The organism is Selenomonas sp. CM52, assembly GCF_000292955.1.
Lineage (GTDB): Bacteria > Bacillota > Negativicutes > Selenomonadales > Selenomonadaceae > Selenomonas.
The window spans coordinates 36,683-62,523 of the sequence record NZ_ALNM01000023.1 but is presented as its reverse complement, the minus strand read 5'-3'; the positions used below and the strand labels follow the sequence as shown (position 1 = coordinate 62,523).

Here is a 25,841-nt window from a genome sequence, read left to right as displayed (position 1 = left end):
TATGCGAAAACGTCCCAAGAATGCAAGCGCGAAGCGCGCCGCATGATTGGCTGACGTTGACCGCTACCTCAACAAAGAAATCCAGTGGCGATAGCTGAGTGGTTCCACCTGTTCCCATCCCGAACACAGTCGTTAAGCACTCATACGTCGAAAGTACTTGGTTGGAGACGACCTGGGAGGATAGAAAGCTGCTGGTTCAATTCAAAAACGCCTGCTCATGCAGGCGTTTTTCTCTTATCTGAAATGAAGAGCGGAGAGCGTTGGAAGTCCTCGCCGCGTTTTGCGATTTGCGGAAGGCAAAGACGGCGCACTTCTGTGGCATGAATGTCAAGTGCGAGCATGTTTTCCAAAGTCGTTCGCTTTTCTGGCGGATATTTTAACGCGGCGTCTTTCAAAAAATGACTTGTCTTGCTTATGAGAGGAAGCGAACTTCTCTGCTTGATTTCATGCAGCAAGCTTTTTCCTGCACGATTGAATGCGAGTATACGAGCATAGAGAGGTCCATTCTCATCAAATTTATGAATATCCTGTCGACGAAGGTGCAGCATGATGTGGAATATGAGCCGTTGGATTCGACTTTGCGGATGACGACGACTGCGGCATTCATCGAGAAGTTCTTTCATGGTGAGGCAATGAGAAGCGGCGTGCAGCAGTCTGTTTTCAAACCCTTCATTTATACCATAGATTTCTTGTAAATTTTCCAGAGTATAATGTTCAAGCTGAGCAAGAAGCGGACGAAAAAGCAGATTGATTTCTGGTATAGCTTCTTCCGTATGCGCTTCGAATAAGGCTTCCATGCTGTTTGCAGGAAGAACTTTCGCCAGGAGGTTTCTTCGCGGTGCGGCGGTTTGGATTTCTCGGCGAATGGAACTTGCACTGGCATACGTGTCATGGAGTTCTTCATCATGATAAGCGGCGCCGATTCTTGCCACTGCAAAAGGTTCGATCGAAGCGGCGCAGCAATTCAAGGCGCGCAGGTATTCCAAGGCAAGGATGTTGTTCGGCTGCTTGAGGAAAGCTTCGTTTATACCGCTGCTTTGGGCAATGGCATGACTTAATGCAGCGGCATAGGAATGACCTTTTTGTACGTATGCATGGAGCAGTTCCTGCACATCGCTTCTCTTCGATGAATCCGCTGCGCATTGAAGCAAGGCGAGAGGGCTTTCTGCGCCGAAGGCAAGACCGTCAACGACACCCAAGCGCGAGAGCAGCGATACGCCTCCATGTGCGAAATTCTGTGCGCTGCGCACGGCAAAGGCCGCCGGCAGTTCGAGTACGAGATCGATGCCGCTCAAAACGGCGTGGCTGGCACGCTGCCATTTATCGAGAATCGCCGGGCAGCCGCGCTGTGTGAAACTGCCGCTCATCAATGCGACGATGCGGGCTTTGGGATATTTCGCGCGTATGGTTCCAATCTGGTAAATGTGCCCGTTATGAAAGGGATTGTATTCTGCGATGATGCCGATGACATTCATGGAATCAACTCCTTGTATGGATAGTTCTCTTAGTGTACCATAGAATTGCATGTTGCAGATGTTTTCAGGAGGCAATGGATGAAAAAAAAAGTAGCGGTAGCGATGAGCGGAGGCGTGGACAGTTCGCTTTGTGCAGCTCTTTTGCAGGAGCAAGGGTATGAGGTGCTCGGCATAACTATGCGGCTTTCCGATGATAGTCGTGAGATGAACGGTGTTTCCAGCGCGGCGACAGACGCAAGGCGCGTGGCGGATTTTCTTGGCATAGAGCATGTGGTGGCAGATTTTCGTACGCTTTTTTCCGATAAGGTCGTTGATTATTTTTTGACGGAATATTTGATGGCGCGCACGCCGAATCCTTGTGTGATTTGCAATCGCTTCTTGAAATTTGGGGAGCTTCTTTCGTTTGCGAGAGAAAAAGGTGCAGATTTTCTTGCCACGGGACATTATGTCCGTGTAGAGAAAGAAGCGGATGGATCCTTTGCCTTAAAAAAAGGAAGGGATGAAAAAAAAGATCAATCGTATGTCCTTTATCGTTTGTCTCGGGAAATATTATCGCATATTCGCTTTCCTCTTGGAAGCTATAGAAAGGAAGAAACGCGAGCCCTTGCCCAAAAACTTTCCCTGCCGGTAGCCAATAAGGCAGAGAGTCAGGAGATCTGCTTTGTACCGAAAGATGACTACAAAGCGTATTTGTCGCAGCACAGGCCAAACCGTTTTCACGCAGGAGATATTGTCGATATGCAGGGAAAAATTCTCGGGCAGCACAGAGGTCTTCCTTTTTATACGATTGGGCAACGAAAGGGGCTTGGCATAGCGGCGGCACATCCTCTCTATGTCATTGCTTTGGATGAGGCAAATAATCGCGTGATTGTCGGAAAAAATGAGGAACTTTATGCTTCGTCGCTTTTTGCAAGCGATGTGAATTGGCTGATGGAAGAACCGACACAAGAGATTTCGGTTCATGCCAAGATTCGTTACGGCAGTCGTGAGGTGCAGGCGAATGTTTTGCCTTTGAAGGATAGGGCGGTCAAGGTATCCTTTCTTGAACCACAGCGAGCTGTTACGCCGGGGCAATCCGTTGTTTTTTATTCCGGAGAGCGCCTTGTAGGCGGGGCAACGATTGAGTCGCGGACATGAACGCGGCATATTTCAAGGGTTTTTCTTGCGAAAACGCTATTCTTGTTGCATAATAAGGAAAAGGCCTTATCGCTTTGTAATCTTGGGAGGGTGAATCTATGGCGATGTTTTCCAAGTCGCAGAAGATGCGTTTCTTTCTTGCGATATTCTTGCTGCTTTTGGCAACATGCGGCTGCGGGGCATGGTATTTTTTCTATTATACGAAAACGCCGGAGTATGGGCTGGAAAAAATCAGAATGTCCTTTGAAAAGCATGATTGGCAAACATTCGAGAAATACGTTGATTTAGATGCTTTGCTGGGCAACTCTACGGAAACATTGATTCAGGCTATGATTGATACGGATCGTCCGATGTCCGGAGACGCCAAGGCGGCTATGAATGGTTTCGTGCAGATGTTCAAGGCGCCTTTGGCATTGACACTGCGTACGGAAGTGCAGTATTACGTTGAAAATGGCGAATGGAAAAACAGTGGGACGGCATCGGAGACGCAAGATCCGATGAGCCTTGATATGGTGCTTACGAGGATCGGACTCAAGACGATACAGTTCCGCAACATTGATTACGTCGCAACGGATCGGGAGACGGGAACGGCACGCGCCGGCGTACGCGTTTATCAGGCGGATATTGGTGAGGAATTCATTTTTGAAGTGAAGCTTGTGCAGGGCGGAGATGGCGTCTGGCGCGTGACGGAAATACAGAACCTTCATGATTTCGTTGCGATGATTGCCAAGGCGCACGATGCGATACTGGCAGATTATCTTGCTAAATCTCAGGCCATCATAGATGCTCACGGAAAATCAGTGCAGGAGATCGAGCAGGAATTCAGCAGCACTTTGCAGAAAGGCTCTCTTGGCAATGATGCAACGCGTCAGGCATTGAAGACCATCATGCTGGAGAAGGCCGCGGCAGACTGGACGCAGCGCAAAGCTGAGCTGTCTGACCTCACAGTGCCGCCCATGGCGGATACGCTACACCATCTCCGTCTGCGCAGCTGTGATATGCGCATTGCTTACATCCTTGGGTATGCAGCATGGCTGGACGACAAGAAGGCGGCGACCATCCGCGAGGCGCAGGCGAAACTGAAACAGGCAAAGACACTGGAAAACGAAGCAGCTGCGCTTGCACGCCACATGTCGGGACAATCGAATGCCGTTCCACAACCGCAGCAAAAACCAACAGGAAATGAAACATCGGAAAGCATGACGGAACTGCAATAGGAATCCATGGGAGAGCCGCCGTAATCGGCGGCTTTTTGCATGCTCTTTTGTCAACTGATTCTTACGAAAGGTTGACGAAAGAAGATGCTTTATCTATAATGAGTTTACTGAACTTTTGGAGGTGAATGGATGGAGAGTGTTTTGCATCTTGCACGCATGATGGCAGAACTGCATCTTGCCGAATATGAAGGTGCAAGAATTGCCAAGATTTCTTGGAGAAAAGAGCCGCGTCCAGAGGCGGAATATGGAGTACACTTTCAAAAACATGGAAACCGTTTTTTGAAAATGGCATGCTGTGAAACAAAGAAACCTTTGATGGGAGAAATCTCCGTGAGTCTCATACTTGGAAAAGAGGGCGTTGAAAAATCGCAAAGAGTACCCAAAAAGGAGAGGATGCTGAAAAATACTGGAACAACGTGGCGATGTTTTTCTTATGCAGAGGTTCTTTCTTTTGTTGCAGCGGCGGGTGATGAAAACAGCATACATCGTCAAGAGCCTGCCATTGTACCCGGGATGCTGATTTTACAGAAACTTTTAACAGAGCGGCCTATGACGCGGCAGGTGGAAATACGCTTTTTTCATCCACTCTACTGCGGGGAAGAACTCCATTTCTTGCCAGAGAAGGATGGATGTTTAGCGGTGGTGAAGGGAGAACGAAAATTCTTTTATCGTCTATGGAAGAGTGAATGCTCCGATGCAAGACATGGTTGAAGGTTGCATTTCCGACTACAGAGAACATTAAAAAGAAGTGAGGTTTGAAAAGTATGAAACAAGAAGATACGATGTCTGTGCAAAAGATAACAAAGATGGCACTTTGTGTGGCGCTTTGCTGTGTCGCCGCGTATATTTCCATCCCGTTGCCGTTTACTACGGCGATGATCACAGCTTTGACGCTTGCGATGAATCTTACAGCTTTTATCTTGAAACCGCGAGAAACGTTTGTGGTGCTTTGCGTCTACACTCTACTTGGGTGCATTGGTCTGCCCGTCTTTGTCGGCGGTACGTCAGGTTTGGGAAAACTTCTCGGCCCTACAGGGGGATTCATCATCGCTTTTGTTATTGCCTACCCGATTGTCAGTTGGCTCAAGGGGACGGGAAATTCGTTTAAGCGTTTCATGTCGGCAGCCGTTTTTGTTGGTATTCCCATCACATATATCGGGGGATTAACTTCCATGATGCTTTTGATGGATGTCAGTCTTTGGCAGGCTCTCGTTATGGCAGTTTTTCCATTCATTCCAGGAGATGTCTTGAAGGCTGCCTTGGCTGCATTTCTGGGTGTAAAACTCAACAAAATTTTCCGTCAGAGCGAATGATATGAAAAATGTTTACATATTCGGCGGTTTGCGAACTCCGCTTGCAAAGCATGGGGGACATTTCCGTAGTTTACGTCCGGAATGTTTCACAGCAGAACTTTTGAGCGCCTTGTTGAAACAATATAGCATCAACGAGGTGGATGCCATTTTTTGCGGTAATGCTGTAGGAACAGGGGGGAATCTGGCTCGCTTGACGGCGCTGTTGGCGGGCATAGATGAACGCGTGCCTGCTGTGACGATTGATATGCAATGTGCTTCAGCGGCGGCTTCGTTGGATTTTGCTTTTTCGCGACTTGCCAGTGGACAAGGACATCTTTATGTTGCGGGCGGCATGGAAAGTCGCTCCTTGCAGCCTGTGCGGCGTTATGCTGAGACAGATGAGCGCCATGCATTATTTCCGCATGGCGAATATATGGCAGCACAGTTTTCACCGAAAGAGCTTACCGAAAATGCCATGTTGCGAGGGGCGGAACGGACAGCAAAGGAAGAGAAAGTGAGCCGTACAGAGCTTGAAGAATGGGCTGTAAGAAGTCATGCTCGGGCCGCTGCTGCACGTCGTGAAAGCAGTCTGCAAGAACTTATCTTTCCTGTTGCAGGCTTGTCGAAAGATGATGGCATACGAGAAACGATGAGTTTCGACTTTCTCAAGCGATTGCCACCTCTCTTTGGCACGGGAGGGGTTACGACAGCTGGAACATCATGCAGAACGAACGACGGTGCGGCACTCGCGCTTCTTTGTTCTGAAGAATATCTGACAAAAATGGAAAAGAAACCAAAAGTTCGACTTTTGGCGATGGAAATGTCAGGTGGCGATCCGCTTTACAGTCCGCGTGGCGCCATGCAGGCTGCCGATCAACTTTTGGAGAGAATGCGACTTTCCTATGAGGATATGGCAGCGATTGAATTCAATGAGGCATTTGCTGTCATAGACGTTCTCTTTGCGCGGCGATACCCAAAGCTTGTTGAACGGTATAATACATTTGGTGGTGCGCTTGCTTATGGACATCCTTACGGTGCATCGGGAGCGGTGCTTCTCCTACACCTGATTGAGGCAGTAAAGAAACATGGCGGAGGTTATGGTCTTCTCTCCATTGCCGGTGCTGGAGGCGTCGGAGAAGCAATCCTGTTGGAGGTTTGTGAATGAATTATTATCTATTGCTCAAGGAGCGGTCGATTTCTTATGCAGAGAAGCCATTTCTTTACATTGGTGAAGAAATATACAGTTATCGTGCTTTTTTCACAAAAATTGAGAGAATGACACAACACCTTTCGCGCGTTATAAAAGATGACCTAAAGAGTGCCGATGTACTTGTTTCTGCTGAATCTTTTCTCAACCAGGCGCTGCTCTTCTTTGCTGTGCAGAAATTTAATGCTCGTCCGATCTTGCTGCACCATGGTCTCATCGAATCAGATATAGAACATATTGCAAAAACGAATGACTTGCAGGGAATTTTTATCTTAAATGCTGAAGGTCTATCATACAAACGTTTTCCTTATGAAGCTCGACAACATGAATATCCCGATTGCCTTGGGGTCTTGAGTTCAGGAACGACAGGCACACCAAAGGTCATGTATCGTACGTTTGAAAGTTGGGCGGGATTTTTCCCGGTGCAAAATGAAATCTTTGGATTGAAAGAAACGTCTTGCCTTTTCTTTCATGGCAGCCTGAGTTTTACTGGTAACCTCAATGCTTTTCTCGCCGCACTATTCATAGGTGCTTCTGTTTGTACGAGTGAATGCACGAACGTGAAATTATGGATTGCTTTAATGGAGAAACATACAGCAGACATCATCTATCTTGTTCCTGCAAAACTACGTCTTCTGGTAGAAGCTATTAAGGTTGCCATTTCGAGTGTGAGGTCTTTGTTTACGGGGTCTCAAATTATCTCTGCGTCGCTCTTACGCTTGTTGCAGAGAAAACTGCCAAATGCTTCCATCGTCCTATACTATGGAGCAAGTGAACTCAATTACATCACTTATGCGCACTGCAGAGACTGTACGCGTGATCCGAGGAATGTTGGAATACCATTTCCAGGAGTGGACATCTCTGTTGCGGACGGATTGATTTATGTAAATACGCCTTTTCATGTAAGTGGCATCACATTACCATTTACTTTGCACGACAAGGGATATATGAATGAGCAAGGCGAATTGATTTTCGAGGGACGCGAACAGGCATGGGTGAACAAAGGTGGTTTCAAAATCAGTCTGGAGCGTGTGGAATTGAAGATTAAGGCTGTTGCAGGCATTCGTGAGGCAGTTGTTCTTCCGGTGGAGGATGAGGTGCGAGGTGCAGACATTGTCGCATTTCTTGTGCCTTCTGATGGGATTGAAAAAAAGAAACTTCGTCGTATGGTGCGCAACGCACTTTTGCCTGTTGAGATGCCGAAAAAGATATATTTTCTTGCAGAAATTCCGCTCAACGATCGTGGTAAACTGGCAAAAGACCTATTGTTGAAGGAAATCAGAAAATAGCTAGGAATGGAGACGATCAACGCAATATTTCATGGAAATCCATTCACAAGTATGATAAAATGGATAAAATTAAGAAAGAGTATATTTGTACCATTAAGGAAGGATGGATAGATTCCGTGCTTCTTTAATGGAGTTAATCATTATGAAATTGCGAGGTTTTATTTTTGATGACATTTGATTCAAGTACAGAGACGGTGGCTGTTCTTTACGATATTGAGAATGCGCCTTTTGAGATGCTGGATTTTACTTTGGGGAAGGCACGGAAATTTTTTCCTTGCCGTATGATCGTTGTCTCCGATTGGGAAAAGCACCCCGAGCAGAAGCGGTGGAATCGCTTGATGTCTCGCAAGGGGCTTACTTTCCGCCAGATTGATCGAAAGGTCGATGGCAAGAATTCACTGGATTACGCATTGTTCGACATGGCGAAAATCCTGCGTGATGAGGGCGTGCGCCGCTTTCTTATCGTGACGACGGATTCCGATTTCGTAGCGATTGCTCAGATGCTGCGCGAAAGCGACACGCCGTGTCACATCATCGGCGTGGGAACAGAGCAGGCGAGTCAGTCTCTGCGTGATGCTTATGATGAGTTTTATTGCTATCCGCCTGTCAAGAAGAAGAAAGCGAAGGCGCAGGAGCAAGACGCGCCGGAAGAAAAGGACAAGCAGAAAGCAGGAGGCAAGGCGGACAAAAAACAGCAGAAGAAGCAAGCGAAGAAAAATCAAGAAGATGCGGCGAAGGAGTCTGACAAGCAGCTTTCTCTCGCAGGGAAGAATATTTTGCAAGTGCGCTTGCCCAAATCTCTTTTTGACAAGCTGCAGAAGAAAAAGCGTCATGAAGATGTTGATATGGAACAGCTTGTGACATATCTTTTGATGCGCGGTTTGAACGACTGAGGCGAGGTGGAGCGTGAAGAAGCAAGAAGAGAGTGTTCTGCTCTACCAATTTTCCGATGAGGCTGCGTTGGCTATTCAAGAGGTTTTGCGCAAGTTGAGAATCCAGGCGAGCGTTCTAGAACCAGGAGCATGGCATCAACGCATTGGCTTCTTATTTGCCTTGAAGGGCTTCAAGCCGGGGACTTCGGAGGAAGAAGCCTTTGATTTTCCTTATGAGACGGCAGTTTTTCATAATATCAAAGGCAAGCGGCTCGATCAGGTTCTTCGAGCTTTGAAAGATGCGGGCATTGCACATATAAAGTTCAAGGCGGTGACGACGCCGTTCAATCTGCATTGGACGCTTGCACGACTGTGCCGAACCATGCATAAAGAACATGCTTATATGATGGAAAGGGATAAGAATTCGGAATGAGGTACGACGATCTCGATCGGACGAGCGTTCTTGTGCGCAAGGAGAAAAATACGTCAGATGGCAGGAAGCTGGACGATACGCAGGAGCTGCCGCCTTTGTCCCAAGATGCTTCTCCTATTTTTTCGAGGCAGGGGACGGTGCGGGAGCTTCCGCCGCTCACATCAAAAATGGAGAATCAGAGGGTGGATGCTGCAGAGTCTGGAAATAGGCGGCAAAGCAGATTCCGCAAGGGGCTGATTTTTGCCGCTTGTTTTGCGGTGGCTCTTTTTTGTGGGTTTCTTTTGTCCGATATGTTTCGCAATCATGAACAAGCTCTTGAGGACGGCCGCAAGGAGGCGCAGCAGGTTGAAATGCGTCAGCAGGAACTTGCTGCACGCGAAGACTCTCTAAAGAAGCAAAGGGCGAGCATAGCGGAGCAGAAAAGAGCGCTGGAAGAAAAAGAGCTGGAACTTGAACGAAAGGCGCAGCGCGCTGCCGGGCGCACGGAACGCATCAAGCAGGAAAAGGACAAGGGAACGGTTGTCGGCGGCTGGGTGGACAAGGTCACGGGAAAGGAAAAGGAGCGCAAGGAAGCGAATGAGAAGAATGCCGCTGAAATTCAGCAGACAAATCTGGATATCGCTTCGGTACAACAATCCATCAAGGATGCTCAAGCTGTTCTTGATGAAGTGGACAAACAGCTTGACAATGTCAATGAAATGAAAGATCAGGCAGATCGCTTGAAAACGGTTGCACAAGATACGTATGAGAAAAATCAAGGGACGATCAGTCAGATCTTTCATTATGTGAACGAGGGCGCTGATATGCTGCGTCAGATTCTTCGCTGACGCGCTTTTCAAGATACAAAAGGAGGATGAACGTGAAGAAAATCATTGCCTTTCTCTTCTTGCCGCTTCTGTTCCTTACGGCCGGCTGCGGCGGCGGAAGCAAACAAGAGCTTGGTACGCTGAACATCGGTCTCATGCCTGATACGGATTCCGTTCCATTCATTATTGCACAGGAAAAAGGATATTTTGCAGAAGAGGGACTGAATGTGGAACTGCACTCGTTCAAGAGTGCTATGGACAGAGATTCTGCTTTGCAGAGCGGCAATCTTGATGGAGCTGTTTCCGATCTGCTCGCCGTTGCGTTTGCCAAGGATGGCGGCTTCGACGTCAAGGTTACTTCCATGACGGACGGCAGTTACAAACTTGTTGCAGCGCCTGGGGCGGAAAAGCTTTCTGTCAAGGAACTCGCTGGTAAGGAGGTCGCTGTTTCTCGCAATACGATCATCGAATATGTGACAGATCATATTCTTGAAAGCAACTCGATGTCCGGTGATGATATAGCGAAGGTCGTTATTCCGCAGATTCCGACGCGCTTGGAGCTTTTGCAGAGCAGTAAGCTGGCAGCGGCCACTCTGCCGGAGCCAATGGCAAGCGTTGCTGTTCACAACGGATGCCGATTCATCACTGGATCGGATGAACTCGGTATCAACCCTGGCGTCATATTGTTTACGGAAAAAAGCACGAAGGAAAAGCGGGCAGAAATCCAAGCGATGTACCGCGCTTACAACAAGGCTGTAGCTTATCTCAACAGCACGGAGCGTACCGAGTATATCGACCTCGTAGTAGAAAAGAGCGGATTTCCACCAGCGGCGAAAGAAGCTCTCGTTTTGCCCGTTTATCACACGGCAGCACTGCCCAAGGAGAATGACGTTACGGACTGCATTGCCTGGCTCAAGGGCAAGGAACTGATTAAGAATTCCTACGGGTACGCTGATCTCGTGCTCGATTTATTGCAGCCATGATCGATTTGCAGCACCTGTCCTACGGTTATCGTGTCGATAAAAAATGCATGCAAGTGTTGCACGATATCAATATGCATGTAGAAAAAGGGGAGATTTGCTCTGTCATAGGTCCTTCCGGGTGTGGGAAGTCGACGCTTCTAAAAATCATTGCCGGTCTTTTGCACGATTATGATGGGACTGCGATGATCGATGGAGTCCCTGTTGACCCGAAACGGCAGCGCGTCGGATTCATGCCTCAAAACTACGGACTCCTGCCTTGGAAAACCGTGCGTGAAAATGTCGAACTTGGCGGGAGGATACGTCATGAAGGGGTGCGGGAGAAAGAGACCGCTTCCATGATGCAGCGACTGGGCATCGATGCATTCAGTGAACGGTATCCAAAAGAACTGTCTGGTGGGCAGCAACAGCGCGTGGGCTTGGCACGCGCCTTTTTGCTTCGTCCCGATGTGCTTTTGATGGATGAACCGTTTTCGGCACTGGACGCTATCACGCGCGAAGAGATGCAGGAGGTTTTCCTATCCCTTTGGCACGAGCAGCATGTGACCACGGTTCTCGTTACGCATTATGTGGAGGAAGCGCTGTACCTTGGACAGAGAATCGTGATTCTTGCCGACGCTCCTGGGCGCATTGCCGAGGTGTTGGATAATCCTCTTTTTGGCTGTATCGACCAGCGAAATAAAGTAGAATTTTTTCGTATGAGCTGTTATTTGCGTGAGCAAATTAAGAAGAGGTGGCGTCGGGCATGAAGCGTACTGTTGTTTACATTGGCGCTGCCGCCATACTGTTTTTTGTCTGGTGGATTCTATCTTCTTTTCTTGCATTGCCGATTGTGCCAAATCCATGGAGTGTTGTTTCCTGTTTGCAGAGCATCTTTTTATCCTCAATTGCCATTCATGCAATTTACAGTTTGGGAAGAATTGCACTGGGTCTTGTCCTTGCTGTAGGAATTGGCTACCCCATAGGGATTTTTATGGGATATGCAGCGAGGGCTGATCGTATTTTTTCTCCTTTTGTCTATCTGATGTATCCCGTTCCGAAAATCGCCTTGCTGCCGATTCTCATGCTGCTTGCCGGCGTGGGGGAGATGTCCAAAGTCTTGATGCTCTTTCTTATCATCGTATTCCAAGTCATCATCGCCGTGCGCGATGCCGTGCGTGCGATTCCGCAAGAGGCGTATATGCCCCTTCTTTCCTTAGGGGCGTCATTTTTTTCCATTTTTCGCCATGTCCTTTGGCCGGCGTCTTTGCCCAAATTCATTACAGCTGTGCGCGTTGCCATGGCGACGGCGATTTCCGTATTGTTTTTTACGGAGACATTCGGTTCGCAATATGGTTTGGGATATTTTATCATGGACGCATGGCTTCGTGTCAATTATTTGGAGATGTATGCAGGAATCGTTGTGCTCAGTCTGCTCGGACTGCTGCTCTTCTCCATGCTTGATTTTATCGAGATGAGAGTTTGCCGATGGCAATATAAATAAGTCTTTCAGTCTTATTGCAGAGGGCGACAGTCCTGAAATTTGAAAAATTATCCATAAAGAGTGACAAGATGCGCTGCTTGTTGTATAATTTGATTAGAAAGAATTTACTTATGAAAGTTTAGCATCTTGAGGATGGGTGAGATATGCCGATCAGAAATACCATGGAAGAATTCGTTCAGCAGAATATCGATGCTGTTTTGCGTATGTATCCCGATTGCTGCTCCTGCGAAAAATGCAAGGAAGACATCATGGCGCTTGCCCTCAATCATCTTCCGCCCAAGTACGTATCTACGCATAAAGGGGATTTGTTTGCAAGAATCGCGACGATGGATCCGGTGGACAAGGCGTTTATCATTCAAGAGATTGCCAAGGCGATACAGATTGTACACAAGATGCCGCGTCACTGAATGCGTATGAATTTATGGCACAAAGAAAGCGATGTCGTTTGAAACGGCATCGCTTTTTTATTCAGTGCGCTCTTGTCACAGTGTTTTCTTCTGTTTCGTTTGTTTTGGGTCGTCTTCGATGCGTGACTAGAATTTTGTCAATGCGCGCGCGATCCATGTCGACAATTTCAAACGTAAAATCATTCCACTGACAAACTTCTGTTTCTTTGGGAATGTAGCCAAAGTAAGAGGTCAGGAAACCTCCCATCGTTTGGAAATGCGCTTTATCCTCATCGGGCAGAGGCACGTCAATATCAAATTTCTCTTTGAAGTCGTCGATTGAGAACAGTCCATCCATATACCAAGCATCCTTGCCGCGTGGAATCATCTGCGGTGCGTCGATTTCGTCGGCGTCGAAGGATGTTCCGATGATTTCGTTCATGATGTCCGTCAAGGTAAGAAAACCGATAACGCCGCCGTATTCATCCAGCACGACGGCCGCATGCACACCCGTTTCACGGAATTTTTCCAGCACGCGGAACGTTTCCATGGAACGTGGAACGAAGAGCGGTTGGCGGATGAAAGGGGATAATTCAATCGGCCGCTTCTCCAGACAGGCATCGAGAAGATCCTTGGCATGGAGTATGCCACAGAAATCGTCAAGACTATCACGTCCCACCGGAATGATGGTTTCGGGATTTTCTTTGATGAGCCGCAAATTGTGCTCTATGGAATCTTCGAGATCGATCCAGAACATCTGCGTGCGCGGCGTCATCAAGGCGTAGGCCGTTTGATCGCTCATATGGAAGATATTGTCAACCATTGTCTGCTCTGCTTTTTCAAATGTTCCCTCTTCGGTACCTTGTTCGATCAAATCTTTGACTTCATCCTCCGTAACTGTGTCGGTTACATGAGGATTGATGCCAACTAAGAGAAGCAGGAAATTTGCTGAATTGGAAAGGAACGATACTGCAGGGCGCGTGATGTACTCAAGGACATGCAGCCAGCGGTGAAAACGCTGCAAATACTTTTCTGGATTTTGCCAAGCGATTTTCTTGGGAAGAAACTCTCCCATGAGAAGCGTAAAATAAGATATGGCAATCGTGCTCAAGACGAATGCGATCGTATGCGCGTAGGGAAGGAAATGGAGAACTTCCTCCAAGAGGGGGGCAATCGCACTGCCGATGACAATGCCGAGCAGTATGCTTGTGAGCGTGATGCCGATTTGCACGACGGAGAGGACGTTCTCAGGCATTTCCAAAATCGTTAAAGCGGCAACCGCATTTTTATCACCGTCATCGGCGAGCTTTTCCAGACGACTCTTGTGGCTTTCTGTGATGGCGGTTTCCGCCAAGGCAAAAAAACTGCTTGCCGATACGAGAAAAACGGTCAGAAGGATAAGCAGCGGCAAATCTGGACTATCCAAGAGGGGACACCATCCTTTGTTGAATATAAAAGTGATACGCCTATTATACCATATTGCGGCAAATCTTATCCATGCTTCCGCAAAGATTAAGGCTTGACAATCTCTCGAGCAGGAATAATCGAATGAACACCGAAATAAATAAAATGGATTTTATATTATTATTTGAAGGGGCGAAAATGAACGATGAGATTTTCTCGATTGAATTTCATCCTTGCAGTATCCTTGCTTGTTATATTCACGTTGCTGGCGAGTGGCATTTTCGCGTATCATACTTCCTGCCGCGGACGCATCCTCTATGGAGTGCAGAGTGAGGGGCGCTCCTTGTTTGGCTTGACGCAGAAGGAGGCGGAGCAGTATTTTACGCAGTTGGGGAAGAAGAAGCTTGCCAGTCAGACGGTTTCTTTAAGAAGCAACGGCGCTGTGTGGAAAATACAACCGCAGGAAGTGAACCTGCAACCTGCTGCGGCTGCTGCTGCAGAGGAGGCCTATAATTCCGGGCGTGAGGGGACGTTTGTATTACAGGCAGTGACGCAGATCAAGAATGCTATTTATGGATGTAATATTCCTTTTACGGCAAGTTATGACGAATCGCTCCTGCAGGCGAAATTGGAAGGGATAGCGGAAAAACTCCTCGTTCAACCGGTCAATGCAGCATGTGAAATCAGCACCAACGGAGCGATTCACCACATTCCGGGAAAATCGGGGAAGAAACTCGACATAGCCGCCTCATTGAAGGCGTTGGATAAACCGCTGAAAGAAATGCAGGCGGCAAACATCGAGCTGCCTTTGGAGGAAAATCCCCCGTTTGTCCGTACGGAGGATGTCGCCAACGTCAATGCCGTGCTTGGAACTTATACGACGTATTATCGTCACGGTGCGCGTGGGGACAATATTGCCATAGCGACGCAGCAGCTCAACGGCGTCCTGATTCGCAGCGGAGCAAACTTCTCTTTCAACAACATCGTGGGAACGCGTACCGCAAATGCCGGCTATAAAAATGCTGCGGTTTTGATAAACGGAAAGTCCGTTCCGGGCATTGGCGGCGGCGTCTGCCAGGTCAGTTCGACGCTTTACAATGCGATTCTCTTGGCAGGTCTCAATCCGACAGAGAGGTTTTCGCATTTCATTCCGTCTTCGTATTGTCCTCCGGGGCTTGACGCGACGGTGGCGGATGATTTGATTGATTTTCAATTCATGAATCCTCTGCCGCATAATGTTTATATTTTAGCAAGTGCAGATGGCAAAAAAATTACGGTGCAAGTGCTTGGTACGCAGGCAGATCTTCAAGGGAAGCACATCTCTATTGAAACGGTCGGCTCAAGCAGGCGACCTTCGGTATATCGCATTTACAGTGCTAACGGGCAGGTCGTCGAGAGGGAATACCTGCATACGGATTCTTATTCGTAGATTGCTGCAAGGGAATACCGATGACAGTGAGACCAACAGAATCCTTCTTTCACTATCGCAATGAGGAAATATGCTTATGGAAAAGAAAAAAATCATTGTCGGAGCCACTGGAGCGAGCGGCTTGCCGCTCTTGATTGAATGCCTAAAATTCATTCGCAAGGAGGAGGGTTTTTCTTCTGTCTTGCTGATGACTCGTGGGGCAGAGCTCACGCTTCAGCATGAAACAAAAATGAAAGTGTCCGATGTTGCTGAACTTGCGGATGAAACTTTTGAGATTGACGAAATCGGTGCGGGGCCTGCCAGCGGTTCTTACCTTACGGCAGGTATGCTCATCGTGCCTTGTTCAATGAAAACGCTCGCCGGCATACATGGCGGATACGCCGACAATCTCCTTCTGCGAGCGGCGGATGTGATGCTCAAGGAAAAGAGGACGCTTGTCCTCGCGGTTCGCGAGTCGCCATTGAGTCCGATTCATTTGCGCAATATGCATGAGTTGTCGCTTTTGCCGACGGTTCATATCGTGCCGCCTATGATGGTGTTTTACAATCAACCTAAAACCATAGAAGACATGGTGCAGCAAGCAGCGGCAAGACTGCTTGCCCCTTTCGGGCTTATGGCAAAGGCATATCGTCCGTGGCAGGGACTTTGAGAGATGATGCAGAGGAGTGAAGCGAAGTGAAATTGACATTTCTAGGGGCTGCTCATACAGTTACTGGCTCTTGCTATTTGCTGGAGAGCGAGGAGCGGAAAGTTTTGGTGGACTGCGGCATGTTTCAAGGCGGTCGCCGCATACGCGAGTTGAATTACAAGGAGTTTTGCTTCAATCCTGCTGAACTCGACTGCGTGATTTTGACACATGCACATATCGACCATTGCGGTCTTGTGCCGAAACTCTATAAAGAGGGTTTCAAGGGGGCTGTATATGCGACGAAAGTGACCTGCGAGTTGGCGCATATCATGCTGCCGGATTCCGCCCATATACAGGAGCACGATTCGGAGGTTCTGAACCGCAAGATTCAGCGCAGCGGCGATACGCTGATTCAGCCGCTCTATGCGATGGAAGATGCAGAAGCGTCGCTGAAGCATTTTGTGCCGAAGTCTTACAACGAATTGTTTCGCGTAGAAAACAACATCGAAGTGCGCTTTCGTGATGCCGGTCATATCATTGGCTCTGCCATCGTGGAAATGTACGTGGAAGAGAACGGGAAGAAGACGAAGCTCGTGTTTTCCGGCGATTTAGGTCAGCCCGATCAGCCCATCATCAAAGACCCTACGATCATCGAAGGGGCGGATTATCTGCTGCTTGAGTCGACATACGGTGATCGCCTGCATCAATTCTACGATAAGGAAGCAGCCCTCCTGGAAGCCGTGCAGGACACGATGGAGCGCGGCGGCAATCTCATCATCCCAGCTTTTGCTGTCGGACGCACGCAGACCTTGCTCTATTATTTTTATAAGCTTTGGAAGGAAGGGCGCATGGAGGATGTTCCCATCATATTGGACAGCCCCATGGCGATTGCTGCTACGCGCGTGTTCATGGAAAACATGCAGGAGTTTGACGAGACGACGGTAGAGCTGTTGGCGAAGCACGGCGGCGGCTTGCCGCAAATGCCGCATCTGCGCATCTGCGAGACTGCAGAAGAATCGCGGGCTTTGAATTCGCAGGCGAGCTCCGCCGTCATCATTTCGGCGAGCGGCATGGCAGATGCCGGGCGCATTCTCCATCATCTCAAACACAACCTTTGGCGACCGGAGTCGACGATTCTCTTTGTCGGATACCAAGCGGAAGGCAGTTTGGGCAGACGCCTCATCGACGGCGTGAAGCGAGTCAAGGTCATGGGCGAGGAAATCGCAGTCAAAGCCAATATTCAAATGTTGGAAGGGTTCTCCGCTCATGCAGATATGAACCAGATTCTTGATTGGCTCGCGCCCATACAGGAGCCGAATCCCGCGCGCGTATTCGTCGTTCATGGTGAGCCGTCCGCTTCGGAGTCGCTTGCCGAGCAAATCGAGAAGCGATTCAAGCTCAAGACATATATTCCGTTCTTTGGTGATTCCATCGTCATGACGGGGCGTGAACATGAGATTCATGAGTCTCATCTGCCAGAAGTTTCCGTCGAAAAGGAAATGGAGGACTTCCTGCGCACGGTTGATTCCACTTATCGCCAGCAGAGACGTCGCCTGCTGCAGTACGTTGTGCGCAATCCGCAGCAGATGGAGGTTGTCGTCCGCACGGTGCAGAAGGGCTGGAACTATATGAAGAAGCTTTTTGCGACGTTCAATCTCTGAGGGGTTTTCGTTGACAGCGCAGAGGACATGTGATAAGATTCAAGTCGAATAAAGTGTATAGAAATGTCCTTTGAAATTGGTCCTGTGAGGCTGATAAAGGAAGCCATAAGGGTGCGGCGGCATGAACCGCATCGTTGCCATGCAAAAAAGCTTTCTTATGCCTTGCATAAGAAAGCTTTTTGTCTTACAAGCACTTAGGGAGTGATTCGCTTGAGCAAGAATCCTGTTTCATTACGCGGCAAGAACATTTTAGGACTGGAAGATTTCTCACCGGAGGAAATCCAGCTTGTCCTTGATTCTGCCAAAGGCATGAAGAATGTGATCCACAGGGATATCAAGAAACTTCCCACATTGCGAGGAAAGTCAATCGTCACATTGTTCTATGAGCCGAGCACGAGGACGCGCTCCTCTTTCGAGTTGGCGGGCAAGTATCTCGGCGCTGATGTCGTCAATATCACAGCGGGGACGAGCAGCATCGTCAAGGGGGAGAGTCTGCGCGATACGCTGCTGACGGTTGAAGCCATGGGAGTTGACGCCATCGTCATGCGCCACAAGGCTGAAGGTGCGGCGGCCTATGCGACACAGGTTGTGTCGCCCGTGATCATCAATGCGGGCGATGGAGCGCATGCACATCCGTCACAGGGCTTGTTGGATTTGTTCACCATCTTGCAGTACAAGAATACCTTGCGAGGGCTGAAGGTCGCCATCATCGGCGATATTTCGCACAGCCGCGTGGCGCGCTCCGATCTATGGGGCATGCGCAAAATGGGGATGGAGGTTCATCTGGCCGGACCGAAGACACTGCTGCCGCGTTTTCTCAAAGAAGAACCGGGAATCTTTGTGCATGAGTGTATAGAAGACGCCATCCGCGATGCGGATGTCATCAATGTGCTGCGCATTCAGCTTGAAAGGCAGAAAGCAGGTCTTTTTCCTTCCATGCGCGAGTACGCACGCATCTTCGGTTTGAATGAGGAAAGGCTGAAGCTTGCTAAGGAGGATGTGCTTGTACTTCATCCGGGTCCGATGAACAAGGGACTGGAAATATCACCGCGTGTAGCTTACAGCAGCCATTCCGCCATACAGGAGCAGGTGCAGAACGGCGTGGCAGTTCGCATGGCGCTCCTGGCTCTGGCATTGATGGGAGGAAAGCAGAATGAAGCAGATCTTTAAGGGCGGTCGCGTCGTAGATCCGAAGAATGGCGTAGATGAAAAACTGGATATTCTCGTCGAGGACGGCATTGTTCAAAAGGTTGACAAGAATGTGGTGGATGAAGAGGCCGAAATCGTCGATGTCAGCGGCAAGGTTCTCGTTCCCGGCCTCATTGATATGCACACGCATCTGCGTGAGCCTGGGCAGGAAGCGAAAGAGGATTTCCTGTCCGGCTCGAAGGCGGCGGCTGCAGGAGGCTTCACGACGGTCGCCACTATGCCGAATACAAGCCCTGTCGTAGACACCGCCGCCTTGGTGCGCAGTCTGCAGACGCGGGCGAAAGAGGTCGGCCTCGTTCACATCGAAATCATCGGTGCACTGACAAAGGGACAGAAGGGCGAAGAGCTTGCAGAAGTGGGCGATATGAGTCTCGCTGGAGCTGTGGCGTTTTCCGATGACGGACACTATGTGAAATCTGCCAAGGTCATGATGAATGGTATGGATTATCTGAAAAAGTTTGATAAGATCATCATCGATCATGATGAAGAACTCTCGCTCATCGAAGAAGGTGTCATGAACGAAGGGCATCGCAGCGCGATGCTCGGCATGAAGGGGCGTCCGACCGTGGCGGAAGATATCGCTGTGGCGCGCGATATCTTGCTTGCAGAATATGTCGATTCGCCCGTCCATGTTGCGCACATCAGTTCGGCACGTTCTGCCGAGCTTGTGCGCGAAGGGAAGCGGCGCGGCGTCAAGGTCACGGCGGAAGTTACGCCGCATCACCTCATCCTGACGGATGCCTGTGTCAATCCGCTGGATTCTTCCACCAAGGTCAATCCGCCGCTGCGTGGGCAGAAGGATGTCGACGCCATGCTTGAGGCGCTTCAGGACGGCACGATCGACATCATCGTTTCCGATCACTCGCCGCATGCCGAGGAGGAAAAAGATCGGGAATACATGTATGCGCCGAGCGGTTTTCCAGGTCTTGAAACGACGTTGGGGCTTTTGCTGACAGAGCTTTACCACAAGGGGAAAATGGATTTGTCTACGCTCATTGCCAAGATGACTTCAGCGCCTGCTGCATTGTTTCGCTTGAACGCAGGCAGTTTGGAAGCGGGAATGCCGGCGGACATCACGGTCATCGATCTTGAAAAAGAGTGGGTGGTGGATGCCGACAAGTTCTATACGCGCGGCACGCACTCGCCTTATGTTGGGCATCGCCTGAAAGGCAGAGCGGTGATGACGGTGGTCGATGGCCGCATTGTGATGCGCGATGGAAATGTCCTCGCCTCAAAAAAGGAGAATGTCGGATGAAGGGGAATTTGATTTTAGAGGACGGCAGCGCCTTTTCCGGTGAATTGCTGGATGAAGCGAAAGCATTCGGCGAAGTCGTATTCAATACGGGCATGACGGGCTATCAAGAGGTTCTGACCGACCCGTCGTATTGCAGCCAGATTGTGACCTTGACGTATCCGCTGATCGGCAATTATGGCGTGGCGAAAAGCTTCATGGAATCGCGCAAATCCTTTGTCAACGGTTTCATTATAGCGGAGCTTTGTGATGTCGGCAGCAACTGGCAGTCGGAAGGAGCGCTGGCGGACTTCCTGCGCGAGCAGGGCGTGCCCTGCCTGCATGGCGTCGATACGCGCGCTGTGACGCGCCACATTCGCTCTGCCGGTGCGATGAAGGGCGTCATCGTGCCGGAAAACACAACGCAAAAGGAAATCAACAGGATGCTTTCCCGAGAAATTCAAAAGGACGTTGTGGCAACGGTGACGACAAAAGAAACGTATGTCATGGCCGCGGACAGTGCGGATGCGCTGCGGGTCGTCGTCATGGATTTCGGCATAAAGCAGAACATCCTGCGCTCCCTGCATGAATTTGGCTTCCATCTCACCGTTGTGCCGGCACAAACATCGGCGGAAGAAATACTTGCCATGAATCCAGATGGCGTATTTCTGTCCAACGGTCCCGGCGATCCCAAGGATGTGCCGGACATCATCGCAGAAGTCAAAAAGCTCATCGGCAAAAAGCCCATCTTCGGCATTTGCCTCGGGCATCAGCTCTTTGCGCTCGCCATGGGAGCCGATACATATAAATTGAAATTCGGTCATCGCGGCTCGAATCAACCCGTCAAAAACTTGGCGATGAACCGCGTGCACATCTCATCGCAGAATCATGGCTTTGCCGTCGATGAATCGTCTCTGCAGGGACTGCCGCTGGAGGTCACGCATCGCGCCGTAAACGATGGGACGGTGGAGGGACTGCGCCATACAGAGCTTCCCGTATTCACGGTGCAGTATCATCCCGAGGCGTCGCCAGGGCCGACGGACAACCGCTACTTGTTTGAGCAGTTTCGCGCACTTCTCAAGGAGGAAAAGTAACCATGCCAAAAAAAGATTATTTGAAAAAGGTCATGGTCATAGGGTCTGGTCCGATCATCATAGGACAGGCGGCAGAGTTTGATTATGCCGGCTCACAGGCATGCCGCTCCTTGAAAGAAGAAGGCCTTGAAGTCGTTCTCGTCAACAGCAACCCGGCAACGATCATGACGGATACGCATATTGCCGATCGCGTTTATATCGAGCCTTTGACGGTGGAGTTCCTTGAGGAAATCATCGCCAAAGAATTGCCCGACGGACTTCTTGCTACCCTTGGCGGGCAAGCCGGTCTGAATCTTGCCGTCAAACTCTCCGAAAAAGGCGTGCTGGAAAAATATCATGTCGAACTCTTGGGAACAAGCCTTGAGGCGATCAAGAAGGCGGAAGACCGCGAGCTTTTCAAGGAAACGATGCAGAAACTCAAAGAGCCGATTCCGGAGAGCACGATTGTCGAGGATGTGGAATCGGCTGTCGGGTTTGCCAACGAGATCGGCTATCCGCTGATCGTGCGCCCTGCCTACACGATGGGCGGCACGGGCGGCGGCATTGCCGAAAACGAAGAAGAACTTGTCGAAACGGTCATCAAGGGACTTAAGTACAGCATGATCGGCCAGGTGCTCATCGAGCGCAGCGTTGCTGGTTGGAAAGAAATTGAGTATGAAGTCATGCGTGACGGCAATGACAATTGCATCACGGTCTGCAACATGGAGAACTTCGATCCCGTCGGTGTTCATACGGGAGACAGCATTGTCGTTGCGCCGACGCAGACGCTTTCCGATCATGACTATCAAATGCTGCGCAGTGCGTCGCTCCGCATCATCCGTGAGCTGAATATCGAAGGCGGCTGCAACGCGCAGTATGCACTCGATCCGAACAGTGATCGCTACTATGTCATCGAGGTCAATCCGCGCGTCAGCCGTTCCTCGGCGTTGGCGTCGAAGGCGACGGGATACCCCATTGCGAAAGTTTCCGCCAAAATTGCCATCGGCTATTCACTCGATGAAATCACGAACGCCGTGACGCAGAAGACAAAGGCGTGCTTTGAGCCGTCCATTGATTATTGTGTAGTGAAGTTTCCGCGCTGGCCGTTCGACAAATTCATTTTCGCCGATCACACCCTCGGCACGCAGATGAAGGCGACGGGCGAAGTCATGTCCATCGACCGCAATTTTGAGGGCGCTATCCTGAAAGCGGCACGCTCGCTGGAAATTGGCGTAAAGCGTCTGCACCTGCCTGAGATGGACGATTGGAGCGACGCGAAGCTCAGAAAATCGTTGTCAAAAATCAATGATGAACGCATTTTCGCAATCGCCGAAGCATTCCGCAGAGGCATAGCTGATGTAGACGAAATCTATGATATCACAAAAATCGACCGGTGGTTTCTGCGCAAGATCAAGCGCATCGCTGACGTCGAGATACGGCTCATGCAAGAGGAGATTACCCCAAAACATCTCATAGAAGCAAAAAAAATCGGACTTTCCGACGCGTCCATTGCGGAACTTTCAGGCAAGACGATGAATGAAATCCGCACGATGCGCAAGGCGATGAAACTTCTGCCTTGCTACAAGATGGTCGATACATGTGCGGCAGAGTTCGAAGCAATGACGCCGTATTATTACTCGACATTCAATGCGCAGGAAGATGAAGTGCAGACGGAAACGACGAAGAGGAAGATCATCGTCCTCGGCTCAGGCCCCATCCGCATCGGACAGGGCGTCGAATTCGACTACTGCTCTGTGCATTCTGTATGGGCGCTGCGAGAGATGGGCTATGAAGCCATCATCATCAACAACAATCCGGAGACGGTAAGCACGGACTTTGACATCTCCGATCGCCTGTACTTTGAACCGTTGACGACGGAAGACGTCTTGAACATCGTCGACAAGGAGCAGCCGGAAGGCGTCATCGTGCAGTTCGGCGGGCAGACGGCCATCAATCTCGCTGCATCGCTCCAAAAGGCGGGCGTGCATATCTTTGGAACTTCCGTGGACGACATCGATCATGCGGAGGATCGAGAGCGCTTCGAAGAAGTGCTGCGCCAGACGAACATTCCTTGCCCCAAGGGAATCAGCGTCACCGATGTGGAATCTGCTGTCGAAGGCGCCGCTGCCATCGGCTATCCCGTCATGGTGCGACCGTCCTATGTCCTCGGCGGCAGGGCGATGGAGATCGTCTACAAGGAAGAGGAGCTGCGCGACTACTTGAACCGCGCGGTCAAGGTCACGCCCGATCATCCCGTTCTCGTTGATCGCTATATGCAGGGAACGGAAGTCGAAGTTGACGGTATATGCGACGGTGTGACGGTTGTCATCCCAGGCATCATGGAGCATATCGAGCGCGCCGGCGTCCATTCGGGTGACAGCATCGCCGTCTATCCACCGCAGACGCTTCCCGCACGTGTTCTTTACACCATCATCGACTATACGAAGAGACTGGCATTGAACCTCCATGTCAAGGGGCTGCTCAACATCCAATACGTCGTGGTCAACGATGAGGTCTATGTCATCGAGGTCAATCCGCGTTCGAGCCGCACCGTTCCTTTTTTGAGCAAGGTCACGGATGTGAAGATGGTCAATTTGGCGACGCGTGCAGCCATGGGGCACTCTTTGGAGAAGATGGGCTACTTCTCCGGTCTTGTGCCGCCCAAACCGTACGTTGCCGTCAAAGCTCCCGTATTTTCCTTTGCCAAAATGCAGGATGTCGATATTTCCCTCGGACCGGAGATGAAATCTACGGGCGAGGTCATGGGAATCGACTATCACTACGCACGAGCGCTCTACAAGGCGATTACGGGCGCAGGCATGAACATGCCGAAGAACGGCCGCATCCTTTTCACTGTTGCAGATAAGGACAAAGAGGAGTTGAAGCAACTGGCGAAGGCTTTCTCCGAGCTGGGCTTCCAGATTGCTGCGACAGAAGGAACGGCGCGTGCCATACAATCCGTCGGAATAGACTCAGATGTGGTGGGAAAAGTGCATGAGCGCAGTACGGACATCATCCAGATGATCAAGACCGGTCAGATTCAAATGGTTGTCAATACGCTTACGCAAGGCAAGGGTTCTGCGCGTGACGGCTTCAAGATTCGCCGTGCGACGGTGGAACACGGCATCGTCTGCCTGACCTCGTTGGATACGGCGTGGGAAGTGCTTCGCGTGCTCTCCTTCATGCAGCAGCGTCGTCTTGTCTATGCTTTGGCATTGCAGGATTATGTCGGCGGCGGCGACGACCTCGCGTGAGTCGTCTTGTCGGCAGCAAAGTTTTATAGTACAATGGGAGAAAGTGGGAGGGATAGGAAATGACAGATGAACGATTGATTGTAGCTTTGGATGTTCATTCCATGGATGAGGTTCATAACCTTGTCGAAACTCTGGGCGACAGTGTGGGATTCTACAAGGTTGGCATGGAGCTTTTTTACAGCATGGGCGACGAGGTGATCGCGTACCTTAAGGACAAGGGCAAGAAGGTGTTCCTCGATCTCAAGCTCCATGATATTCCCAATACGGTTGCTAATGCTCTGCGCGTCTTGACGCATCTGGGCGTCGATATGATCAACGTCCACGCTACGGGTGGCCTCGTCATGATGGAGAAGGCGCTCGAAGCGGTCAAGGATGAGGCAGAAAAGCTCGGCATCGAAAGGCCAAAGCTTGTCGCCGTGACGATTTTGAGCAGCATCAGCTTGAAGGATTGGAGCAGGATGTGGCCGGATATGGATCTCGACGATCAGGCGGTTCATATGGCAAAGCTCGTGCAGGAAGCAGGTCTTGATGGCGTCGTCTCCTCGCCGATGGAAGCGGAAACCATTCGACAGGCATGCGGTGAGGACTTTTTGATTGTCACGCCTGGAGTACGTCCCGCAGGCACAGCCATCAACGATCAAAGCCGCATCACGACGCCGGCAATTGCCCTGAGCAGCGGCGCCACGCACCTCGTTGTCGGACGTCCGATTCGTTCGGCGCTCAATCCCAAACATGCTGCGGAAAACATCCTGAAGGAAATGGGGAGCGTGAAGTCATGACGGAAGCTGAAGTCAAGGACTTGCTGACAAAGACCAATGCCATCATGCATGGGCATTTTCTCCTAACCTCGGGACTGCACAGTCCGCATTATGTGGAGAAGTTCAATGTACTGCAGCATCCGAAATATACGGAACTTCTGTGCAGAGCGATGGCGGAGAAATTTACGGATCAGGATATTGATACGGTTGTAGGTCCTGTGACGGGTGGTATTCTCCTGGCGCACGAAACAGGAAAAGCGCTTGGCACGAGAGCCATTTTCACGGAACGTGAGAATGGAAAAATGACGTTTCGTCGTGGTTTCTCGCTGAAAAAAGGGGAGCGTGTCCTGATTGTAGAAGACATCGTCACGACGGGCGGCTCCATCAAAGAAGTCATCGATGTGGTGCGCGAATTCGGGGGGATTCCCGTGGCTGTAGCCATGCTTGTAGATCGCAGCAACGGCAAGGTGAAATTCGACGGGGTGCCTTGTACGGCGCTTCTGCACATGGATGTCGAAGCGTACGCGCCGGAGGAATGCCCGCTCTGCAAAGAGGGGACGCCTTTGACGAAGCGCGGCAGGACTGGAAAATAACTGTGACGGAAGAAGACAGGAGCG

The 25,841-nt window shown here is 50.1% G+C and carries 24 protein-coding genes and 1 rRNA gene; 23 read left to right on the top strand and 2 right to left on the bottom strand.

Going from position 1 to position 25,841, the window contains the following annotated elements:
* Window positions 1-80 precede the first annotated feature (80 nt).
* Window positions 81-197 (top strand): 5S ribosomal RNA (rrf, locus tag HMPREF1153_RS05620).
* An 18-nt stretch (window positions 198-215) separates the two neighbouring features.
* On the opposite strand, the gene HMPREF1153_RS05615 is transcribed toward rrf, so the two are convergent.
* Window positions 216-1,475, bottom strand: a complete 1,260-nt coding sequence (locus tag HMPREF1153_RS05615) for a tRNA(Met) cytidine acetate ligase (protein WP_009645938.1) — start codon at window positions 1,473-1,475, stop codon at window positions 216-218.
* A 78-nt stretch (window positions 1,476-1,553) separates the two neighbouring features.
* Between HMPREF1153_RS05615 and mnmA the strand changes: the two genes are divergently transcribed.
* The 13 genes from mnmA (at window position 1,554) to HMPREF1153_RS05550 (ending at window position 12,598) form a co-directional block, all read left to right on the top strand.
* Window positions 1,554-2,612, top strand: a complete 1,059-nt coding sequence (gene mnmA, locus HMPREF1153_RS05610; protein WP_009645936.1) for a tRNA 2-thiouridine(34) synthase MnmA — start codon at window positions 1,554-1,556, stop codon at window positions 2,610-2,612.
* A 98-nt stretch (window positions 2,613-2,710) separates the two neighbouring features.
* On the top strand, window positions 2,711-3,829 hold the full coding sequence (locus HMPREF1153_RS05605) for a hypothetical protein (RefSeq protein WP_009645947.1): 1,119 nt from the start codon (window positions 2,711-2,713) through the stop codon (window positions 3,827-3,829).
* A 129-nt stretch (window positions 3,830-3,958) separates the two neighbouring features.
* A complete protein-coding gene (locus HMPREF1153_RS12130) occupies window positions 3,959-4,540 on the top strand; it encodes a hypothetical protein (RefSeq protein WP_009645932.1) in 582 nt (193 codons plus the stop codon).
* A 53-nt stretch (window positions 4,541-4,593) separates the two neighbouring features.
* The gene (locus tag HMPREF1153_RS05595; RefSeq protein ID WP_009645929.1) at window positions 4,594-5,142 is read left to right on the top strand and encodes a biotin transporter BioY; all 549 of its coding nucleotides are present in this window, start codon (window positions 4,594-4,596) and stop codon (window positions 5,140-5,142) included.
* 1 nt (window position 5,143) lies between these two features.
* Window positions 5,144-6,286 carry a thiolase family protein gene (locus tag HMPREF1153_RS05590; protein ID WP_009645950.1) on the top strand — a complete coding sequence of 381 codons (1,143 nt, stop codon included), beginning with the start codon at window positions 5,144-5,146 and terminating at the stop codon, window positions 6,284-6,286.
* The gene (locus tag HMPREF1153_RS05585) at window positions 6,283-7,617 is read left to right on the top strand and encodes an AMP-binding protein (protein ID WP_009645924.1); all 1,335 of its coding nucleotides are present in this window, start codon (window positions 6,283-6,285) and stop codon (window positions 7,615-7,617) included. Before HMPREF1153_RS05590 ends, HMPREF1153_RS05585 begins: the two co-directional genes overlap by 4 nt.
* Window positions 7,618-7,784: 167 nt before the next feature.
* Entirely contained in the window at window positions 7,785-8,510 is a 726-nt protein-coding gene (locus HMPREF1153_RS05580; protein WP_006190981.1) for an NYN domain-containing protein, read from the top strand.
* A 13-nt stretch (window positions 8,511-8,523) separates the two neighbouring features.
* Window positions 8,524-8,922 (top strand): DUF3783 domain-containing protein, encoded by a 399-nt coding sequence (locus HMPREF1153_RS05575; protein WP_009645957.1) that lies wholly within the window; start codon window positions 8,524-8,526, stop codon window positions 8,920-8,922.
* Window positions 8,919-9,749: a hypothetical protein gene (locus HMPREF1153_RS05570; RefSeq protein WP_009645959.1), complete on the top strand. Its 831-nt coding sequence runs from the start codon at window positions 8,919-8,921 to the stop codon at window positions 9,747-9,749. Before HMPREF1153_RS05575 ends, HMPREF1153_RS05570 begins: the two co-directional genes overlap by 4 nt.
* A 32-nt stretch (window positions 9,750-9,781) precedes the next feature.
* Entirely contained in the window at window positions 9,782-10,711 is a 930-nt protein-coding gene (locus HMPREF1153_RS05565) for an ABC transporter substrate-binding protein (protein WP_009645960.1), read from the top strand.
* The gene (locus tag HMPREF1153_RS05560) at window positions 10,708-11,457 is read left to right on the top strand and encodes an ABC transporter ATP-binding protein (RefSeq protein ID WP_009645963.1); all 750 of its coding nucleotides are present in this window, start codon (window positions 10,708-10,710) and stop codon (window positions 11,455-11,457) included. Before HMPREF1153_RS05565 ends, HMPREF1153_RS05560 begins: the two co-directional genes overlap by 4 nt.
* Window positions 11,454-12,191, top strand: coding sequence for an ABC transporter permease (locus HMPREF1153_RS05555; RefSeq protein WP_009645968.1), 738 nt, complete (start codon window positions 11,454-11,456; stop codon window positions 12,189-12,191). Before HMPREF1153_RS05560 ends, HMPREF1153_RS05555 begins: the two co-directional genes overlap by 4 nt.
* Before the next feature lie 143 nt (window positions 12,192-12,334).
* Window positions 12,335-12,598 carry a late competence development ComFB family protein gene (locus tag HMPREF1153_RS05550; protein ID WP_037369990.1) on the top strand — a complete coding sequence of 88 codons (264 nt, stop codon included), beginning with the start codon at window positions 12,335-12,337 and terminating at the stop codon, window positions 12,596-12,598.
* 61 nt (window positions 12,599-12,659) lie between these two features.
* Here the strand turns inward: HMPREF1153_RS05550 and HMPREF1153_RS05545 are convergent, their stop codons facing one another.
* Entirely contained in the window at window positions 12,660-14,003 is a 1,344-nt protein-coding gene (locus HMPREF1153_RS05545) for a hemolysin family protein (RefSeq protein WP_009645969.1), read from the bottom strand.
* 198 nt (window positions 14,004-14,201) lie between these two features.
* Here HMPREF1153_RS05545 and HMPREF1153_RS05540 point away from each other — a divergent pair, with 198 nt between their 5' ends.
* The 9 genes from HMPREF1153_RS05540 to pyrE all read left to right on the top strand — a co-directional run bounded on the left by HMPREF1153_RS05540 (window position 14,202) and on the right by pyrE (window position 25,817).
* Complete coding sequence (locus tag HMPREF1153_RS05540; RefSeq protein ID WP_232208211.1) at window positions 14,202-15,410, top strand: VanW family protein; 1,209 nt, start codon at window positions 14,202-14,204, stop codon at window positions 15,408-15,410.
* A 76-nt stretch (window positions 15,411-15,486) separates the two neighbouring features.
* On the top strand, window positions 15,487-16,059 hold the full coding sequence (locus HMPREF1153_RS05535) for a UbiX family flavin prenyltransferase (protein ID WP_050992514.1): 573 nt from the start codon (window positions 15,487-15,489) through the stop codon (window positions 16,057-16,059).
* A 26-nt stretch (window positions 16,060-16,085) separates the two neighbouring features.
* Complete coding sequence (locus HMPREF1153_RS05530; RefSeq protein ID WP_037369986.1) at window positions 16,086-17,699, top strand: MBL fold metallo-hydrolase RNA specificity domain-containing protein; 1,614 nt, start codon at window positions 16,086-16,088, stop codon at window positions 17,697-17,699.
* Between the two features lie 210 nt (window positions 17,700-17,909).
* Window positions 17,910-18,869 (top strand): aspartate carbamoyltransferase catalytic subunit, encoded by a 960-nt coding sequence (locus HMPREF1153_RS05525; protein WP_009645951.1) that lies wholly within the window; start codon window positions 17,910-17,912, stop codon window positions 18,867-18,869.
* Window positions 18,853-20,163, top strand: coding sequence for a dihydroorotase (locus HMPREF1153_RS05520; protein WP_009645920.1), 1,311 nt, complete (start codon window positions 18,853-18,855; stop codon window positions 20,161-20,163). The genes HMPREF1153_RS05525 and HMPREF1153_RS05520 overlap by 17 nt, the downstream gene beginning before the upstream one ends.
* Window positions 20,160-21,233, top strand: coding sequence for a glutamine-hydrolyzing carbamoyl-phosphate synthase small subunit (gene carA / locus HMPREF1153_RS05515; protein ID WP_009645921.1), 1,074 nt, complete (start codon window positions 20,160-20,162; stop codon window positions 21,231-21,233). The genes HMPREF1153_RS05520 and carA overlap by 4 nt, the downstream gene beginning before the upstream one ends.
* A 2-nt stretch (window positions 21,234-21,235) precedes the next feature.
* Complete coding sequence (carB, locus tag HMPREF1153_RS05510) at window positions 21,236-24,466, top strand: carbamoyl-phosphate synthase large subunit (RefSeq protein ID WP_009645954.1); 3,231 nt, start codon at window positions 21,236-21,238, stop codon at window positions 24,464-24,466.
* 59 nt (window positions 24,467-24,525) lie between these two features.
* The gene (gene pyrF / locus HMPREF1153_RS05505; protein ID WP_009645944.1) at window positions 24,526-25,245 is read left to right on the top strand and encodes an orotidine-5'-phosphate decarboxylase; all 720 of its coding nucleotides are present in this window, start codon (window positions 24,526-24,528) and stop codon (window positions 25,243-25,245) included.
* Window positions 25,242-25,817, top strand: coding sequence for an orotate phosphoribosyltransferase (pyrE, locus tag HMPREF1153_RS05500; protein WP_009645961.1), 576 nt, complete (start codon window positions 25,242-25,244; stop codon window positions 25,815-25,817). The genes pyrF and pyrE overlap by 4 nt, the downstream gene beginning before the upstream one ends.
* Window positions 25,818-25,841 lie beyond the last annotated feature (24 nt).

What these genes read in the sequence shown, in the direction of transcription:
- HMPREF1153_RS05615 (WP_009645938.1), bottom strand. Translation starts at nt 1,475, where the DNA reads ATGAATGTCATCGGCATCATCGCAGAATACAATCCCTTTCATAACGGG.
- mnmA (WP_009645936.1), top strand. Translation starts at nt 1,554, where the DNA reads ATGAAAAAAAAAGTAGCGGTAGCGATGAGCGGAGGCGTGGACAGTTCG.
- HMPREF1153_RS05605 (WP_009645947.1), top strand. Translation starts at nt 2,711, where the DNA reads ATGGCGATGTTTTCCAAGTCGCAGAAGATGCGTTTCTTTCTTGCGATA.
- HMPREF1153_RS12130 (WP_009645932.1), top strand. Translation starts at nt 3,959, where the DNA reads ATGGAGAGTGTTTTGCATCTTGCACGCATGATGGCAGAACTGCATCTT.
- HMPREF1153_RS05595 (WP_009645929.1), top strand. Translation starts at nt 4,594, where the DNA reads ATGAAACAAGAAGATACGATGTCTGTGCAAAAGATAACAAAGATGGCA.
- HMPREF1153_RS05590 (WP_009645950.1), top strand. Translation starts at nt 5,144, where the DNA reads ATGAAAAATGTTTACATATTCGGCGGTTTGCGAACTCCGCTTGCAAAG.
- HMPREF1153_RS05585 (WP_009645924.1), top strand. Translation starts at nt 6,283, where the DNA reads ATGAATTATTATCTATTGCTCAAGGAGCGGTCGATTTCTTATGCAGAG.
- HMPREF1153_RS05580 (WP_006190981.1), top strand. Translation starts at nt 7,785, where the DNA reads ATGACATTTGATTCAAGTACAGAGACGGTGGCTGTTCTTTACGATATT.
- HMPREF1153_RS05570 (WP_009645959.1), top strand. Translation starts at nt 8,919, where the DNA reads ATGAGGTACGACGATCTCGATCGGACGAGCGTTCTTGTGCGCAAGGAG.
- HMPREF1153_RS05560 (WP_009645963.1), top strand. Translation starts at nt 10,708, where the DNA reads ATGATCGATTTGCAGCACCTGTCCTACGGTTATCGTGTCGATAAAAAA.
- HMPREF1153_RS05555 (WP_009645968.1), top strand. Translation starts at nt 11,454, where the DNA reads ATGAAGCGTACTGTTGTTTACATTGGCGCTGCCGCCATACTGTTTTTT.
- HMPREF1153_RS05550 (WP_037369990.1), top strand. Translation starts at nt 12,335, where the DNA reads ATGCCGATCAGAAATACCATGGAAGAATTCGTTCAGCAGAATATCGAT.
- HMPREF1153_RS05535 (WP_050992514.1), top strand. Translation starts at nt 15,487, where the DNA reads ATGGAAAAGAAAAAAATCATTGTCGGAGCCACTGGAGCGAGCGGCTTG.
- HMPREF1153_RS05520 (WP_009645920.1), top strand. Translation starts at nt 18,853, where the DNA reads ATGAAGCAGATCTTTAAGGGCGGTCGCGTCGTAGATCCGAAGAATGGC.
- carA (WP_009645921.1), top strand. Translation starts at nt 20,160, where the DNA reads ATGAAGGGGAATTTGATTTTAGAGGACGGCAGCGCCTTTTCCGGTGAA.
- carB (WP_009645954.1), top strand. Translation starts at nt 21,236, where the DNA reads ATGCCAAAAAAAGATTATTTGAAAAAGGTCATGGTCATAGGGTCTGGT.
- pyrF (WP_009645944.1), top strand. Translation starts at nt 24,526, where the DNA reads ATGACAGATGAACGATTGATTGTAGCTTTGGATGTTCATTCCATGGAT.
- pyrE (WP_009645961.1), top strand. Translation starts at nt 25,242, where the DNA reads ATGACGGAAGCTGAAGTCAAGGACTTGCTGACAAAGACCAATGCCATC.